This window comes from Paenibacillus sp. LS1, from assembly GCF_026013365.1.
Classification (GTDB): Bacteria; Bacillota; Bacilli; order Paenibacillales; family Paenibacillaceae; genus Paenibacillus.
Window position 1 is genome coordinate 1060286 of record NZ_JAPDOE010000001.1, and the last position, 15694, is coordinate 1075979.

A 15694-nucleotide genomic window follows, 5' to 3' on the forward strand; every position below is an offset into this window, starting at 1 on the left:
CAAAAAAGAGCGTTCAACGATATGTTGAAGGCTCCTTTTACTTTTATAAAATGCATTCTCAAAGGTATTACTGGTGCCTTACTAGCTCGTCACCATTATTGAATCATCTGTTTTGGCAGCTCTTGTAACAGCCACTCCCTGGAAAGAGCATCACTAGAAGCTTTTACGATATTAAAACGATACACTTTTCCTTCTTTTACCGCAGGCAAGTTCTTCCAGATTGAACTATCCAGTAATTCCTTGGTGGATTGCTTGGCATCGTCGGTTACAGGATCCAGAATAAATATCCGATCACCGGCAAATTCAGATAATTTTTCAGTTGAAATCTCTACGAATCCCATGTCTTCATCCAATACTTTCTGGATTTCCGCGGTTGGCTTCAGCCCGTCTTTTCCATATAACAACTGTGGCAATCCTGCACCCGCCATAACAAACAGACGATTCCCGGGATACATGGTGAATACCGAAGCCGTCTCCCCTTCTTTCAATCCGTTCTCATGAAGTTGCGTCCACATCTCTTCTGTCGCTTTTTGATGAGCCGTGATCCAGTCCTCTGCCTCTTGCTTCTTATTCAACAAGTCGCCAAGAATGCGCATGCGGTCTTCTATTGACCCGAACGAATCAAATGTAACCGTTGGTGCCACCTTCGCGATCTGATCGTATTGCGCCTCATCACTGTTCGAGAAAATGATCAGATCGGGATTTAAGGCTAGCGCCTTTTCCACACTGATCGGAAATCCTACATCCTCTGCCTGAGCAACCTGATCATCGTATACGGTTCCATCCTGACGAAGTATGCCTACAGGAACAACACCAAGCGCAAGCAGATCCCCGGTAACTTCTCCATGATAGATGACACGTTTCGGTGTTACAGGGACCTCTACTTCATGGCCTGTCCAATCTTTGAATACTCGGGTCTCGCCCTCTTTCGTCTCTTCCGTTGCGGGTTGGGTCTCCTTGGTTTCTGTGGCTGCTTTGGAATCATCTGCTCCAGCAGCAGGTGTTGTAGCCTGATTTCCACAAGCCAGCAACAGAATGGATAACCACGTAACCGTAAATAATACTGCCGTATTTCGAATGCCCTTTTTCATTTCTATTTCTCCCCCTATATCATGTGCGTTGTGCAAGGAATTAATGATATTGATTATCATTATCGGATATTATCATAAAACATGGCTTCTCTCAGCTCAATGGACAAAACTAAATGAGCACTTTCAGTTTTGTACAATACTCCGCTCTTTGCGCCTATGTACTGTATATTCAAGTGGATTTCCCTCTATACAGCTCGGGATTGACGTGATAAATTAATGAGAACTATTTGCCATTTTTAATAACCGGAGTGATGAATATAATGACCAATTCAGACCATACATCTGCTCGTTCAGCTTTTACGATACCGACTTCTGATGTGATGACACAGCTGCCAACGCAATTTTTTGCTACCCTTGTTCAAAATGTAAATCGCGAAATCGCAAGTGGACATGACGTGATCAACCTGGGTCAGGGGAACCCGGATACACCTACACCACCTCATATTGTGAAAACACTGCAAGAATCGGCTGAAAATCCCCTCTACCACAAATATTCACCCTTTAGAGGATACTCTTTCCTGAAGGAAGCTGTAGCCAAACGGTATAAGGAAGATTACAACGTTGATCTGGATCCCGAGACTGAAGTTGCCATTTTGTTCGGGGGCAAAACAGGTCTGGTTCAGTTACCACAGGTACTGCTTAACCCCGGCGACACCGTCCTCGTTCCCGATCCGGGCTACCCGGATTACTGGTCTGGTGTTGCACTCGCCAAAGCAAACATGTCATTTATGCCTTTGCTGGAGTCCAATGCATACCTGCCGAATTACGAAGCTGTTACAGCCGAAGATCGGGAGAAGGCCAAGCTGATGTTCCTGAACTATCCCAACAATCCAACGTCAGCAACGGCACCACTTTCGTTCTACGAAGATACGGTTGAATTTGCCCTTCAAAATCAAATTGTCGTTGCGAGCGATTTTGCTTATGGTGCGATTGGATTTGACGGACATCGTCCCGTAAGTTTCCTACAAGCCCCTGGTGCCAAAGAAGTGGGCATCGAGTTCTATACGTTATCCAAAACATACAACATGGCTGGATGGCGTGTTGGATTCGCGCTTGGTAATGCAGAGATTGTCTCTAAAATCAATCTGCTTCAGGATCATATCTATGTCAGTCTCTTCGGTGGGATTCAGGCTGCGGCAACGGAAGCACTTACTGGCTCTCAGGAATGTGTTACTTCGCTGGTTGCACGTTATGAATCCCGTCGCAATGCGTTTTATGACGCTCTTTCCTCTATTGGTTGGCAAGCTTCGAAACCCGCAGGTTCATTCTTCAGCTGGTTGCCTGTACCTGCAGGTTATACCTCCGCTTCATTTGCAGACTTGTTACTGCGAGAAGCCAAGGTGGCCGTAGCCCCAGGTATTGGTTTTGGTTCGCATGGTGAAGGCTATGTGCGCGCAGGACTGCTAAGTGATGAAAACCGATTACGCGAAGCTGTGGAGCGGATTGGCAAGCTGAATTTATTCAAGTAATTTACAGGACCATAACCCCTTTGCATATGCCAAGTTTCCATGGTATGTTATAAGAAATATTGAACGAAACGTGATGACGGGACCAGTAAGAGAATATCAGTCGCGCCCAGAGAGTAAATTCCACCCTGCTGAAAGAATTTACCGCGACTCTTCTCTGAAACCTACCCCTGAGCGGCCTGTTACGTGCAGGACAGTGCCTTCTGTTACAGGGCATGAAGCCGGATGATCTAATCATCAATAAAGGTGGTACCGCGGAAGTAACGAACTTTCGTCCTTTTTAACTAAAGGGCGGGAGTTTTTTTTGTACCCGCTAAAGCCTGCTCCAGAAGCACTTATTAATCATGTTTAAGGAAGTGAAACCATGACTTCACGTATTGTAGTTAAGATTGGAAGCAGCTCGCTTACAACGGAAGAAGGCGGTCTGGATCGCAGTTCGATCACTTTTTTTGCCGGAGAAATTGCAGCATTGGCTGATCAGGGTCATGAAGTACTTCTGGTTACCTCTGGAGCGGTAGCGGCCGGATTCCGGGAGATCGGTTACCCTCAGCGGCCCAAACAGCTGCATGAGAAACAAGCGGCAGCAGCCGTTGGGCAGGCATTACTGATGCAGGCATATCAACAGGCTTTTGCAGCGCACCGCGTTACTACGGCGCAAATTCTGTTAACCCGTACAGACTTTCACAGTCTTAAACGCATGGGGAATGCAGGTATGACCGTAGAGGAACTGCTTAAACAACGAGTGATTCCGATTTTTAATGAGAATGATACGGTATCGGTGGATGAATTGAAGTTTGGTGATAACGATCTGTTGTCCGCATTGGTTGCAAACCTGGTGAAGGCACAGCATCTGATCATTCTTACCGATACCAACGGGCTGTACACCGCAGATCCGCGTAAAGATCCTTCTGCCGTACGTTACGACCGGATCCCCGAAATCACGGCTGAGATCTACGCGTTTGCCGGTGGTTCAGGATCATCGGTTGGCACAGGTGGAATGCGTTCCAAAGTTGATGCAGCCAAGGTTGCTACACGTGGAGGCGTGCCCGTATTTGTAGGAAGTGTGAAAGAACCTGGAGATATGCAGCAGGCGGTTGATGGCACGGGCAAAGGTACTTACTTTGAGACACGACTCGCTTCGCTATCCCGTAAAAAGCAGTGGCTTGGCTTCATGTCTACTCCGCTGGGAACCGTTGTTGTAGATGATGGTGCTGAAGAGGCCCTTGTCCATGGGGGGCACAGTCTTCTGCCTGTAGGCGTCAAGCGGGTACTCGGAACGTTCCACGCCGGAGACGTCGTAGAGGTGATTGGCATGGACGAAACTTTGCTAGGTCGCGGTATTGTCAATTATGATGATGACCAGCTTCGACTCATTGCCGGACTTCCCAGTGGCGAAGTGATGAAACAACTCGCTAGCATCCATAGGCTTGAGGTTATTCATAGAGACGAATGGATTACGTTAAAATAAACAAGAAGTTATAGTGGTCGAAATACTCAACTTTATATATATGAGGAGGAATTAAGATGAGTGAAGTCAGAGAAAAAGCCAGCAAAGCTCAAGCCACGGTTCCACAGCTGAACCGATTGAATACAGAACAGAAAAATACGGCCCTTCGTGTCATGGCAGATGCTTTGATTACGGAAACGGATTCCATCATTACGGCAAATGCCGAAGATCTGGCACGAGGCAGAGAACAAGGCACGCCGGAATCCATGCTGGATCGACTCGCCCTCAATAAGGAGCGCATTGCTGGCATCGCTGAAGGATTACGTCAGATTGCGGATCTGCCTGATCCAGTTGGTGAAGTACTGGAGACATTCACCCGTCCGAACGGATTACATGTTGAAAAATTAAGAGTGCCGATTGGCCTGATTGGCATCATCTATGAAGCTCGTCCTAATGTAACTGTAGACGCAGCCGGATTATGTCTCAAAACAGGCAATGCAGTGCTTCTGCGCGGTGGCTCGTCTGCCCTGTCCTCCAATCGAAAAATTGTGAAGGTGCTGCATCAGGCACTGGCAACGACGGACATGCCTGCTGATGCGCTGCAACTGGTTGAAGATGCAGACCGTGCTTCCGTCGATGAAATGCTCAAGTTGAACGGGCTGCTGGACGTCATCATTCCACGCGGCGGGGCCTCACTTATTCGTAATGTGGTTGCCAATGCAACCGTACCTGTTATTGAAACCGGGGCAGGCATCTGTCATACCTATGTGGATGAATCAGCTGATCCGGTCATGGCAGCCGAAATCGCCATCAATGCCAAGGCACAACGTCCATCTGTATGTAACTCCATGGAAACGTTGCTGCTGCATGCCGCATATGCGGAAGAGCATCTGCCTGCACTTGCCGAGCAACTCCGTGAGGCCAATGTGGTCTTGAAAGGTTGCGACACGGTGCGCCGTCTTGTTCCTTCTGCCCTTGAGGCAACCGAGGAAGACTATGCGACCGAGTACAACGACTATATTTTAAATATCCGGGTGGTTGAGAACCTGGACGAAGCGATGCAGCACATCGCACATTACGGAACCAAACATTCCGAGTGTATCGTAACCCGGGATACAGCCCATGCAGAACGCTTCATGCATGATGTGGATGCAGCAGCCGTCTATCACAATGCGTCCACGCGTTTCACCGACGGATTTGAATTTGGCTATGGAGCCGAAATCGGAATCAGTACCCAGAAACTGCATGCACGTGGACCGATGGGACTACCAGCACTGACGTCAACCAAATATCGGATTACAGGCAATGGACAGATTCGTCAATAATATCCCAGCACCAGTTATATAGGAGGAACGATAAATATGAGTCAAGAGCAACAGACGTTACTACAACAGAAGATTACTTTCCACGGAGCAGGCGCGATGGCTGAAGCCATCGTGCGCGGACTGATCTCCCGCCTAGTCGTTCGTCCTCAGGATATTACGATGCTGAACCGCAGCAACCAGAAACGTCAGGAGGAGCTCAGCACCCGTTATGCTGTACATACCGGAACTGCCTCACAATCTCTGGATCATCTTGCCTCCACTCCGGTCATTGTACTCTGTATGAAACCCAAAGATGCTGCCGCAGCGCTGCGCGAACTGGGTCCGCTGTTATCACCTGATCAACTGATCGTGTCTGTCATTGCGGGATTATCGATCCGCACGATGCAGTCCTTGCTCGGTCGTAAACAGCCGATTGCCAGAACCATGCCGAATACATCCAGTACCATTGGACTCGGCGCGACCGGGCTTGCCTTCTCTGCGGAGATTACGGATGACCAACGCAGTACGGTGATGACCATGTTTGAAGCCGTTGGTATCGTGACCATCGTGCCTGAAGATAAACTCGAAGTGCTCACAGGGATTTCCGGAAGCGGCCCTGCTTATGTATACTATTTAATGGAGGCCATGATTGCCGCAGGTATTCGTGGTGGTTTATCTAGCCAGCAATCTCGTGATCTCACTGTTCAGACGGTGCTTGGCGCGTCACGTATGGTACAACAAACCGGTTTGGAACCGATGAAGCTTCGTAGTGATGTGACATCCCCTGGAGGGGCAACCCAGGCAGCACTGAAGACGCTGGACGAAGGAGATTTCTTTGAAAATGTAATCGCAGCCGTCAACCGCTGTGCAGAGCGCTCACGGGAGATGGGAGCTGCTTTGGAAGGGGATTTAAAATGAATAACATGTGCACAGCCACATATCGTCTGCATGATGATCATGCAGACTTTCGCAAGAAGGCTCAGTCTATCGCGATTGGCATGACCGTAGGTAGCTGGACGGAGTTGCCACAAGCCCAGCGTGAAGCGATGCAGAAACATCTGGGTGAAGTAATCAGCGTAGAAGTACATGAAGCTGATGGCATGGGTGCGGGCGAGCGTTACGCCGATATTACCATCGGATATCCTGATGTTAACTTCAGCCGTGATATCCCTGCCCTGCTCGTGACGGTCTTTGGCAAAATCTCAATGGATGGCCGGATCAAATTAACAAAGCTTGGTTTCTCGGATGGCTTCCTCAGTGCATTCCCGGGACCCAAGTTTGGACTGAATGGTGTTCGTGATCTGCTTGGTGTACATGACCGTCCACTGTTAATGAGTATCTTCAAATCGGTTATCGGACTGGATGCAGATGAACTTCGTGAACAATTTATTCGTCAGGCTCTTGGAGGCGTTGATCTGATCAAGGACGATGAAATTCTGTTCGAGAACAAACTGACGCCCATCGAAAAAAGAGTCGAGGTCTGCATGATAGCTGCCGAACAGGCACGCCAGGAGACGGGCAAGAAGCTACTGTATGCAACCAATCTCACAGGACCTACATCTCGTCTGAAAGAGCAAGCTGAACGCGCCATTGGTGCAGGAGCCAATGCCCTGTTGTTCAACGTATTGTCTTACGGATATGATGTACTGCATGAACTCAGCAGTGATCCTGATATCAATGTGCCGATTATGGCTCACCCTGCGCTTGCAGGAGCATTGTATCCTTCACCACATTACGGCATATCGGCTTCGGTTGTACTTGGCCAGTTAATGCGACTTGCGGGTGCCGATCTGGTGCTCTTCCCTTCTCCTTATGGATCGGTAACGATGCCGAAGGAAGAAAACATGGCGATCACGGAGCAATTACTGACAGCTGATCTGCCTGTACGAACCAGTATGCCAGTGCCTTCCGCCGGCATCCATCCAGGCCTTGTACCGCTTATTTTGCGCGACTTTGGCACAGATGTCATCGTTAATGCTGGTGGCGGTATTCATGGACATCCTATGGGCACTGAGGCAGGCGGACGTGCATTCCTGCAAGCCATTGAGGCAGCTCAACGTTCCATTCCACTAGCGCAATATGCAACCGAGCATCCGGAGCTGAAAAGTGCATTGGATCTGTGGGGTGGCGAACGATGAGAAGTGATAAAAAAACAGTCATTTTCTGTGACTTTGACGGTACGATTACACTCTCGGACAATATTGTCGCAATCATGAAACATTTCAAGCCTGAGGGCATTGAAGCGATTATGAAAGATACGATTGAGCAAAAAATCTCGCTGCGTGAAGGTGTTGGAGCCATGTTTGCTCTGTTGCCTGCATCGCAGAAAGATGAAATTGTGGAATTTGTGCTTGGACAAGCGGGCATCCGTGAAGGATTCAGCGAGTTTCTTGAGTACGTTCGAAGTGAAGGTATCGAATTCAATGTGACCAGCGGTGGCATGGACTTCTTTATTGAGCCGTTACTCGCACCATTCCATATCCCGCAGGATCATGTCTACTGCAACGGAGCTGACTTCTCGGGTGAAACCATTAAGATTGAATGGCCGAATCCCTGCCAGCCTCCTTGTGAGAATGGCTGCGGCATGTGCAAAACAACAGTGATTCGTACCTTCCCGGAAGAACAATATAATCGAATTCTCATTGGAGACAGTCTGACAGATTTTGAAGGTGCAAAGATCGCCGATCTCGTCTACTCTCGCTCCATTTTGACGGATAAGTGTATTGAACTTGGTGTGGACCATGTGCCATTCGCTACCTTTTACGATATCATCGAAGATATGAAACAGAAGCAAACACAAGGAGTGCTGTAAACGATGGGCTTTGAAAAGATTACATTGGAACACAAACGTCAGGTCCTTGAAGAACTGGCTGATATTAAAGCGTTGTTCGCCAGTCGTAACTGGTTCCCTGGAACAAGTGGCAATCTGTCGATGCGTGTAGGAGATTTTGATCCGGAGCAATTTTATTTTGCGGTTACCGCTTCAGGCAAAGACAAATCTCTTCGCACACCGGAAGACTTTCTTTTTGTGGACAAGCATGGCAAAGCAATTGAAACAACAACGTTGAAACCAAGTGCCGAAACGTTGATTCACTGCGAAATCTATCGCTTGACGGGTTGTGGCGCTGTATTCCACGTGCATACCGTGTTTAACAACCTGATTAGCGAATTCTTTGGAGCAGAGGGTCAGGTTCCGATTCAAGGTATCGAGTTGATCAAGGCTTTCAACATCTGGGAAGAAAATGCGGAGATTCGTGTCCCTGTCCTGCCTAACTTTGCGGACATTCCGTCCATTGCTGAATTGGTACCGGATGTACTGGATGCCAAAGTGCCAGGGATCTTGCTTCGTAATCACGGCATATATGCGTGGGGCAAAGATGCTTTTGAAGCGAAACGTCATCTGGAAGCCTTCGAATTCTTATTCGAAGTGATGTACCGTCAACTTCTGTTGAAGGGCGCTACGAAATAGCAATCATTTATTCGAAATCAAAGCTGCACAACAAAAAACACGCCAGAGGCTGGTATACATAGCCCTTGGCGTGTTTTTATGTTGTGGGGATAACAGCGATTAGAAGGTTGCTCTGTCATCGTAGTGTCAGTGTAACTTTTCTTTAGGTCACTCTACAGTCGATCATCCCGATCCTTGAATAAAAAGAGGCTGTCTGTCCCCTCATCATTTCGTTGAGCAGTACTTTGAATACCCGTCCCCCGTTGCTTGCCAAACAGCAGTTTCAAGCCGCCAAAAATGAGCAGCAAGGATACAATGACAGTGTTCAAATAGGAACGTATCTCATACGTCATAAATGCATTAGGGAAGAGCTCATTCAGCTGTGGAATGACAAGACGGATCGTCAGGTAATATAGACCCAGCGCGGCAATTCCGAATCCAATCAGACGCTGATGGCGGGCCCAGTCCTTGAAGATCGGTTGATCAACCAAAGGCTCGCGTCCATAACGACTGGAGCACTGGAGCCCGTCAAAGAAGCTGTAGAACCAGACCAGTGGAATCATGAACAGAAACACAGATAAGTGAAGCAGGTCCAGTACATAGATGCTGCCCAGGAACAGGAACATCAATTGCATGCCTCTTTTCTGCAATCCAAGATATAGATGACCTGCACCTGGAAAAGCGGATAGCAGCGTTGCAAGCACTTTGCTACGTCGTCCGGCTACTCTGCCCATCTCCAATTCCTCAAATAATGTCCGATCCTGCAACACCTCACCAGCCTGCTTACGGTGGACATGCTGTACCGCATCAAACATGCAGTATACCCAAATGACAGGTAGAATGAGCAAGAACATCAAAAATACAGATTCATTGGTGATCGAAGCCACGAAAACCATCATGGCGAATGAACCAAAGAACGCTATCAGGAACGACAATCCGCGATGCAACAATCCCAGATGAAGGTGGCCCAATCCCGGAACAAATGAGAGCAAAATGGTGAAGAACCGCTCACCCTCACTGCCTTTTCGATACATAGGTTGACCATAGGCACCCGCAGGCGTACCATACTCGTCGCCCTGTCGTTGATGTATTCCCTCCTGGTCAATCTCCATCTGTCCCAGATGGCCTTCCTGACCAGCGTGTGCTCCCTGATATGCCGGCCCCTGATGCGGCCCACTGTAATGTGCCCCATATCCATGGTTTCGGGCATCCATTGGAGATGGGGCACGAAGCAGAACGATAATCATATCCAGCATGCTGACACACCAGAAGAATATGGCCCCCAAGGCCCCGAAAATCATTAATTCCCTCTCACTCACCAACATTGCCAGCATGAATGAGCCAACAGCTGTTCCAAAAAAAAGTAATGGATAGATCACAGCTCTTGCGGCTCGCCCCCAATACATAAAACCAAGACCAGGTATCAGGTTTAATAGAAATGCGAGTAATTTATTACGATCTGAGTGCACAGTCGTCATCCTTTCTTTTCAGGCAATGCGAAACCATTTATGGTTTAGGCTTGAAGTTATCCAGCCATGAAGTGGCTGCCTCCGTCCATTTCTCCGTAAAAGACCCTCTGTGGTCGCCATCCTGGAACTTGTGATAAGGAGCTACCTTGTCAAAAAGTCCTGACGAGAGGAAGATCAATGTCAAACAGGCCGCTACCGCATAATGAAACACTTTATGTTCAAGCCAGCGTCGGTTTCGTCCAGCGCGGGATTTGCGCTGTGATTGGGTTGGCTGAATACCCTCAATCCGATGCATGACTGAATCCGCAAACCCTGTCGGGTCATGTAGCGGAGGCAGCTCCCCATGGATACCGAGCGCTTCCAGATAGCTGTCCATCGCATCTGCATCTTCCATCAGAAACTGTTCCATCCGGTTCGCTTGAGTTTCACTCATACGCCCTTCAATATAATCAGTCCATTGTGCAACGGTATACTTCTCCTGTTTACTCACGCCATTCATCCTCCTTCCAATGATTCCGAATCCACTGCCGGGCACGATACAAGCGGGATTCCACAGTCTTCACAGCCACCTGTGCATCACTGGCAATCTGCTCATAATTTTTTTCACTTAGATAATACGCAGTGATAATGTCACGGTGCTGAGCAGGCAACTGATTAATTCGTTCGCGAAGTTTATCGTGACGTTCTTCACGAACGAGACGGGCAAGAACGTCTTCATCCCGTCCGGGCATATTTATGATTTTTTCTTCTCCACCCAGATCCTCAGCACTTCGTCTGCCCAGCTTGCGTTTGGCATCAATCGCTTTGTGAAAGGCGATTCGGGTTAACCACGTTTTGAACCCTTCGGAACGGTAGTCGGGGAGAGACTTATACATCTGAATGAACGCTTCCTGAGCTGCATCCTGAGCATCCTGATCGTTCCTGAGTACGGAATAGGCCACATGGTACACATGCTGGCTGTACTTATCAATCAGAGTACGCATCTGGGATGTATCTCCTTGACGGATTTGTTCGATTACGCGCGCTTCATCAATAACTCTCCCCTCCTCTCCAATACAATAGACGACAGCTTGTGTGGTAACCCCTGCGTGATCCATCAAATTTTTCAAAACAAAGTGAATTCATTGCCTGAAAGATTGGTGCCGCTGATAACTCATCAACTTATAATCCCAAAAAAAACAGGCACAGAATGACTTCTGGCCTGTTTCTTGTTCTTGCCTACGCCTGAATCAACGTCCACCATTACGAAACCGCTGCGTGTACGCCTTCGCGTCTTGAACGGTCTTGACACGATTGCGGCTCCACTCAAGCAGAATTCGATCGATATACCGGAAGTGAACTTTTCCTGCAAAAACCGCTTCCTTCAGAGCCATGAGAATCAGTTCCTCTTGATAACGATCCTGATCCAACCAGCTGGATATCGTCTCACACTCCATTGGAGATAGTGGACGGCCGAATTCTTTTTCAAAGATGGAGAACATGTTTCGTTCTTCCTCTTCTTTTTGAACACTGTTCGAATCTTGACGTGCTGTACTGCTGCTCAGCTGCTCCGCACGGTATGCGGCTACTTCTTCGGCAGTGCACGCTGCAAGCTTGGCATATAATCCATGTAAATCATATCGCTCGTACTGGATGTCACGTTCCTCGTCACGATGCTCGTCAATCGCAATATATCCATCCCTCATCAGACGTTGCAACATTCTGGCAATGCCTTCAGGTGCAAGTCCCATGCGTCCCGCAAGCTCTTCAAGCGTGGGAAACTCATTGAACTCTGCCTGACGAAACCCTAGCAGTTGAATCAGAAGAAGCACTTCTGCATCTGATAGGCCAAGCTGGTGATAATAACGTAACAACGCATACGGCAGGTGAGCTGTACCCGAAGTCATGCCATAAGCTGCTCCATCCAACCACGCTTTGGATGTGGTGTCTTCCATAGACGCTCCTCGGTTAAGCATTAAGGGTACAGACGATAGAGCATACGTGGGAATGCGATTGTTTCACGTACATGATCCAATCCACAGATCCATGCTACCGTCCGCTCCAATCCCAGACCGAAACCGGAGTGAGGAACCGATCCGTATTTACGTAGATCCAGATACCATTGGTAAGCTTCATCCGAAAGGTTGTGCTCCTCAAAGCGTTGTTGCATCAATTCCGGATCATCGATACGCTGCGAACCACCAATAATCTCTCCGTAGCCTTCTGGTGCAATCATATCCGCACAGAGAACAACTTCAGGACGATTCGGATCTGGTTTCATGTAGAAAGCTTTAATTCCAGCAGGATAATGCGTGATAAAGACGGGTGTATTGTACTTCTCAGCAATCGCTGTTTCGTGTGGTGCACCAAAGTCTTCTCCCCAAGGAATATCGAAGCCTTGTCCATGCAGGAATTCAATCGCTTCATCATACGTAATACGCGGGAATGGAGCTACGATGCCTTCCAGTTTGGATACGTCACGACCGATGGATTCCAATTCTGCTCGGCAGTTTTTCACCACGGATTGAACGACATGAGCAATAAATTTCTCTTGCACGCGCAGGCTCTCCTCGTGATCTACAAATGCCATTTCCGGCTCAATCATCCAGAACTCAATCAAGTGACGACGTGTTTTGGACTTCTCGGCGCGGAATGTTGGACCAAATGAATATACTTTACCCAGCGCCATCGCTGCGGCTTCCATATACAATTGACCACTTTGCGTCAGATAAGCATCTTCATCAAAGTATTTGATGTGGAACAAATTCGTTGTTCCTTCCGCAGACGATGGTGTCAAAATCGGAGGGTCAACTTGCGTGAATCCGTTACCATCAAAGAACTGCTGAACAGCGCGAATGATCTCTGCACGAATCACCATAACTGCACGTTGCTTCGTAGAACGGAGCCACAGATGACGATGGTCCATCAGGAAATCAACACCATGTTCTTTAGGCGTAATTGGATAGTTTTCAGTCAGGTGAATGATCTCCACCCCAGTAACAGTCATCTCGTAACCGGACGCACTGCGAGGTTCTTCACGGATAATACCTGTAACATACAAAGAGCTCTCTTGAGTCAGGCTCTTGGCATTGTTCCAGATCTCTTCACTAACTTCACTTTTCACAACAACCCCTTGAATATATCCGGTTCCATCACGCAGCTGCAAAAACTGAATTTTACCGCTGGAACGTTTGTTGTTAATCCAGGCACCGATTGTCACGGTTTCGCCCACATGCTCGTTCACATTACGAATTACACAATTCGTATTCATGCCATATCTCCCCTTGGTTCCTGAATTTGAAAATGCAGCGGGCAGGCTTATGCCTGTCCTCTGCACTTCCTTGTCATTCTATATTTACTTTACAGTTAGATTACTGAGAATTCAATACGATTCGGTGTGTATCGCGTGCAATGACCAATTCTTCGTTTGTTGGCACAACGAGAACTTCCACTTTGGAATTCGCTGTTGTGATCCGGCGTGGTTCGCCAGAACGAATGGCATTCAGCGCTTCATCCAGTTCAACACCCAGATAAGTGAGCTGCTCACATACTTTTTGGCGAAGAACAACGGAGTTCTCACCTACACCAGCCGTAAATACAATCACGTCTACACCGTTCATTGCAGCTGCATATGAACCAATGTATTTACGCAGACGGTATTCGTACATTTCAAAAGCAAGCGTGGAGTTGGCATCGCCATTCTCCATACCTTCTGTAATCTCACGCATGTCACTGCTGATTCCGGAGATTGCAAGCAATCCACTGTGTTTGTTCAACATGGAGTTCACTTCGCTTACGCTCAGTTCTTCCTTGTTCATCACATAAGGTACGATAGCTGGGTCAAGGTCACCTGAACGCGTTCCCATCATCAGACCTTCAAGCGGAGTCATCCCCATCGAAGTATCCACGGATACGCCACCTTTAACTGCTGTTACACTACCGCCGTTACCCACGTGACAAGTGATGATTTTCAGATCTTCCACTGGACGATCCAAATACTCAGCAGCTGCCTTGCTTACGAAATCATGGGAAGTACCGTGTGCGCCATAGCGACGTACTTTATATTTTTTGTAAAGTACACGCGGAATAGCGTACAGATATGCTTTTTCCGGCATCGTTTGATGGAACGCTGTATCGAAGACCATAACCTGAGGCACACCTGGCATATTTAATTCAGCCGCACGAATACCCATCATTGCAGCAGGGTTATGAAGCGGAGCCAGGTCGAACAAACGACGAATTTCAGCTTTGGCAGCATCATCTACCAATGCAGATTCCTTAAATGCTTCACCACCATGAACAACACGGTGTCCAACAGCTTGAATTTCACTTACGGAACCTAACACACCGTTTTCTTTGTCAGTCAGAATATCGATGACTTTACGAATCGCTGTTGTATGTTCCAAAATTTCGCTAACTTCTGTAACATCTTCACGGCCTGTCGGTTTGTGCGTCAGAATGGAGGAATCCATACCGATTCGCTCTACCAGACCTTTAGCCAGTACAGATTCGTCAGTCATATTATACAATTGATATTTGAGCGAGGAACTCCCCGCATTAATTACGAGTACTTTCACAGTCGGTCACCATCCTTGTCGTACTTGAAGAATCCTTCGCCTGTTTTAACACCCAGGTGTCCTGCACGCACCATTTTCTTCAGAACTGTGGAAGGACGATATTTCAATTCTCCGAATTCACGGAACATTCTTTCGAGTGCAGCTTCAACAGAATCCAATCCGAAACGGTCAGCCATTTCGAGTGGTCCATGTTGGAAATTGTATCCGATACGCATTGCATCATCGATATCTTCCGCAGATGCAACACCTTCTTGCAATACATGCAATGCTTCGTTAATCAGCAGGCAGATCAGACGGGAGGTTACGAATCCAGGGGATTCATAGATCATGACTCCTTTTTTGTCCGCTACTTCTTCTACGAAACGTCTGGTCTCTTCGAATGTAGTATCCGAAGTTTTCAGTCCACGAATAATCTCTACAAGATCAACCCGGGATACCGGGTGAATAAAGTGCATACCAATAACACGCTCTGGATATTTGGTCGAGCTTGCAAGCTCGGTCAAACTCAGCGTGGATGTATTACTTGCCAGAATGACATTGCTTGGGCAAACTTGGTCCAGTTGACTGAATACTGCTTTTTTCGCATCCAGATCCTCTGAAATCGTCTCAATGACCATATCGCAAGTCCCAAGTTCAGCTAAATGAGCTACCTTGGTAATACGGGAAAGAATCAATTTCTTCTCCGCTTTTGTAATCGCCCATTTCTCCAATTGCTTATCCAGGTTTGTTTCGATCATGTCATATGCATGATCCAGCTTTTGTGTTGTATGCTCCACGAGAAGCACATCAAGTCCTTTGGCTGCGAGCATCTGGGAAATACCTTGTCCCATCGTACCGCCACCGACAACTCCTATTTTTTTGAAAAACATGGTTCTGCTCCATCCTTTCGGTTCTCTATTTCTCTATTGTACCC

Annotated in this window: 15 protein-coding genes and 1 other annotated feature; of the genes, 7 read left to right on the forward strand and 8 right to left on the reverse strand. The window is 47.7% G+C overall.

What is annotated here, in order from left to right; genetic code table 11:
• Positions 1–95: 95 nt before the first annotated feature.
• Complete coding sequence (locus OM416_RS04435) at positions 96–1091, reverse strand: ABC transporter substrate-binding protein (protein ID WP_264927378.1); 996 nt, start codon at positions 1089–1091, stop codon at positions 96–98.
• A 260-nt stretch (positions 1092–1351) separates the two neighbouring features.
• Here OM416_RS04435 and OM416_RS04440 point away from each other — a divergent pair, with 260 nt between their 5' ends.
• From OM416_RS04440 to OM416_RS04470, 7 genes are all read left to right on the forward strand, one after another.
• Entirely contained in the window at positions 1352–2560 is a 1209-nt protein-coding gene (locus tag OM416_RS04440; protein ID WP_264927380.1) for a pyridoxal phosphate-dependent aminotransferase, read from the forward strand.
• A 64-nt stretch (positions 2561–2624) separates the two neighbouring features.
• Positions 2625–2839: a binding site (T-box leader), on the forward strand.
• An 82-nt stretch (positions 2840–2921) separates the two neighbouring features.
• Positions 2922–4025 (forward strand): glutamate 5-kinase, encoded by a 1104-nt coding sequence (gene proB, locus OM416_RS04445; RefSeq protein WP_264927381.1) that lies wholly within the window; start codon positions 2922–2924, stop codon positions 4023–4025.
• Between the two features lie 56 nt (positions 4026–4081).
• Positions 4082–5329 carry a glutamate-5-semialdehyde dehydrogenase gene (locus OM416_RS04450; RefSeq protein ID WP_264927383.1) on the forward strand — a complete coding sequence of 416 codons (1248 nt, stop codon included), beginning with the start codon at positions 4082–4084 and terminating at the stop codon, positions 5327–5329.
• A gap of 36 nt (positions 5330–5365) precedes the next feature.
• Positions 5366–6226: a pyrroline-5-carboxylate reductase gene (gene proC / locus OM416_RS04455; protein WP_036607595.1), complete on the forward strand. Its 861-nt coding sequence runs from the start codon at positions 5366–5368 to the stop codon at positions 6224–6226.
• Positions 6223–7446, forward strand: a complete 1224-nt coding sequence (locus OM416_RS04460; RefSeq protein WP_264927385.1) for a 2,3-diketo-5-methylthiopentyl-1-phosphate enolase — start codon at positions 6223–6225, stop codon at positions 7444–7446. Before proC ends, OM416_RS04460 begins: the two co-directional genes overlap by 4 nt.
• Complete coding sequence (locus tag OM416_RS04465; RefSeq protein WP_062835151.1) at positions 7443–8120, forward strand: 2-hydroxy-3-keto-5-methylthiopentenyl-1-phosphate phosphatase; 678 nt, start codon at positions 7443–7445, stop codon at positions 8118–8120. The genes OM416_RS04460 and OM416_RS04465 overlap by 4 nt, the downstream gene beginning before the upstream one ends.
• A 3-nt stretch (positions 8121–8123) precedes the next feature.
• Entirely contained in the window at positions 8124–8777 is a 654-nt protein-coding gene (locus OM416_RS04470; protein WP_264927388.1) for a methylthioribulose 1-phosphate dehydratase, read from the forward strand.
• Between the two features lie 152 nt (positions 8778–8929).
• Here the strand turns inward: OM416_RS04470 and OM416_RS04475 are convergent, their stop codons facing one another.
• From OM416_RS04475 to OM416_RS04505, 7 genes are all read right to left on the reverse strand, one after another.
• Complete coding sequence (locus tag OM416_RS04475; protein ID WP_413775744.1) at positions 8930–10234, reverse strand: multi-tm2 domain protein; 1305 nt, start codon at positions 10232–10234, stop codon at positions 8930–8932.
• A gap of 28 nt (positions 10235–10262) precedes the next feature.
• A complete protein-coding gene (locus OM416_RS04480) occupies positions 10263–10715 on the reverse strand; it encodes a hypothetical protein (protein ID WP_264927392.1) in 453 nt (150 codons plus the stop codon).
• Positions 10708–11208, reverse strand: a complete 501-nt coding sequence (locus OM416_RS04485) for an RNA polymerase sigma factor (RefSeq protein WP_319951888.1) — start codon at positions 11206–11208, stop codon at positions 10708–10710. The genes OM416_RS04480 and OM416_RS04485 overlap by 8 nt, the downstream gene beginning before the upstream one ends.
• 246 nt (positions 11209–11454) lie before the next feature.
• Positions 11455–12159 (reverse strand): DnaD domain-containing protein, encoded by a 705-nt coding sequence (locus OM416_RS04490; protein ID WP_082762797.1) that lies wholly within the window; start codon positions 12157–12159, stop codon positions 11455–11457.
• 20 nt (positions 12160–12179) lie between these two features.
• Entirely contained in the window at positions 12180–13475 is a 1296-nt protein-coding gene (asnS, locus tag OM416_RS04495) for an asparagine--tRNA ligase (protein WP_017687752.1), read from the reverse strand.
• 100 nt (positions 13476–13575) lie between these two features.
• On the reverse strand, positions 13576–14781 hold the full coding sequence (locus OM416_RS04500) for an acetate kinase (protein ID WP_264927399.1): 1206 nt from the start codon (positions 14779–14781) through the stop codon (positions 13576–13578).
• Positions 14778–15650 (reverse strand): 3-hydroxyacyl-CoA dehydrogenase family protein, encoded by an 873-nt coding sequence (locus OM416_RS04505; protein WP_062835158.1) that lies wholly within the window; start codon positions 15648–15650, stop codon positions 14778–14780. The genes OM416_RS04500 and OM416_RS04505 overlap by 4 nt, the downstream gene beginning before the upstream one ends.
• Positions 15651–15694: the final 44 nt, after the last annotated feature.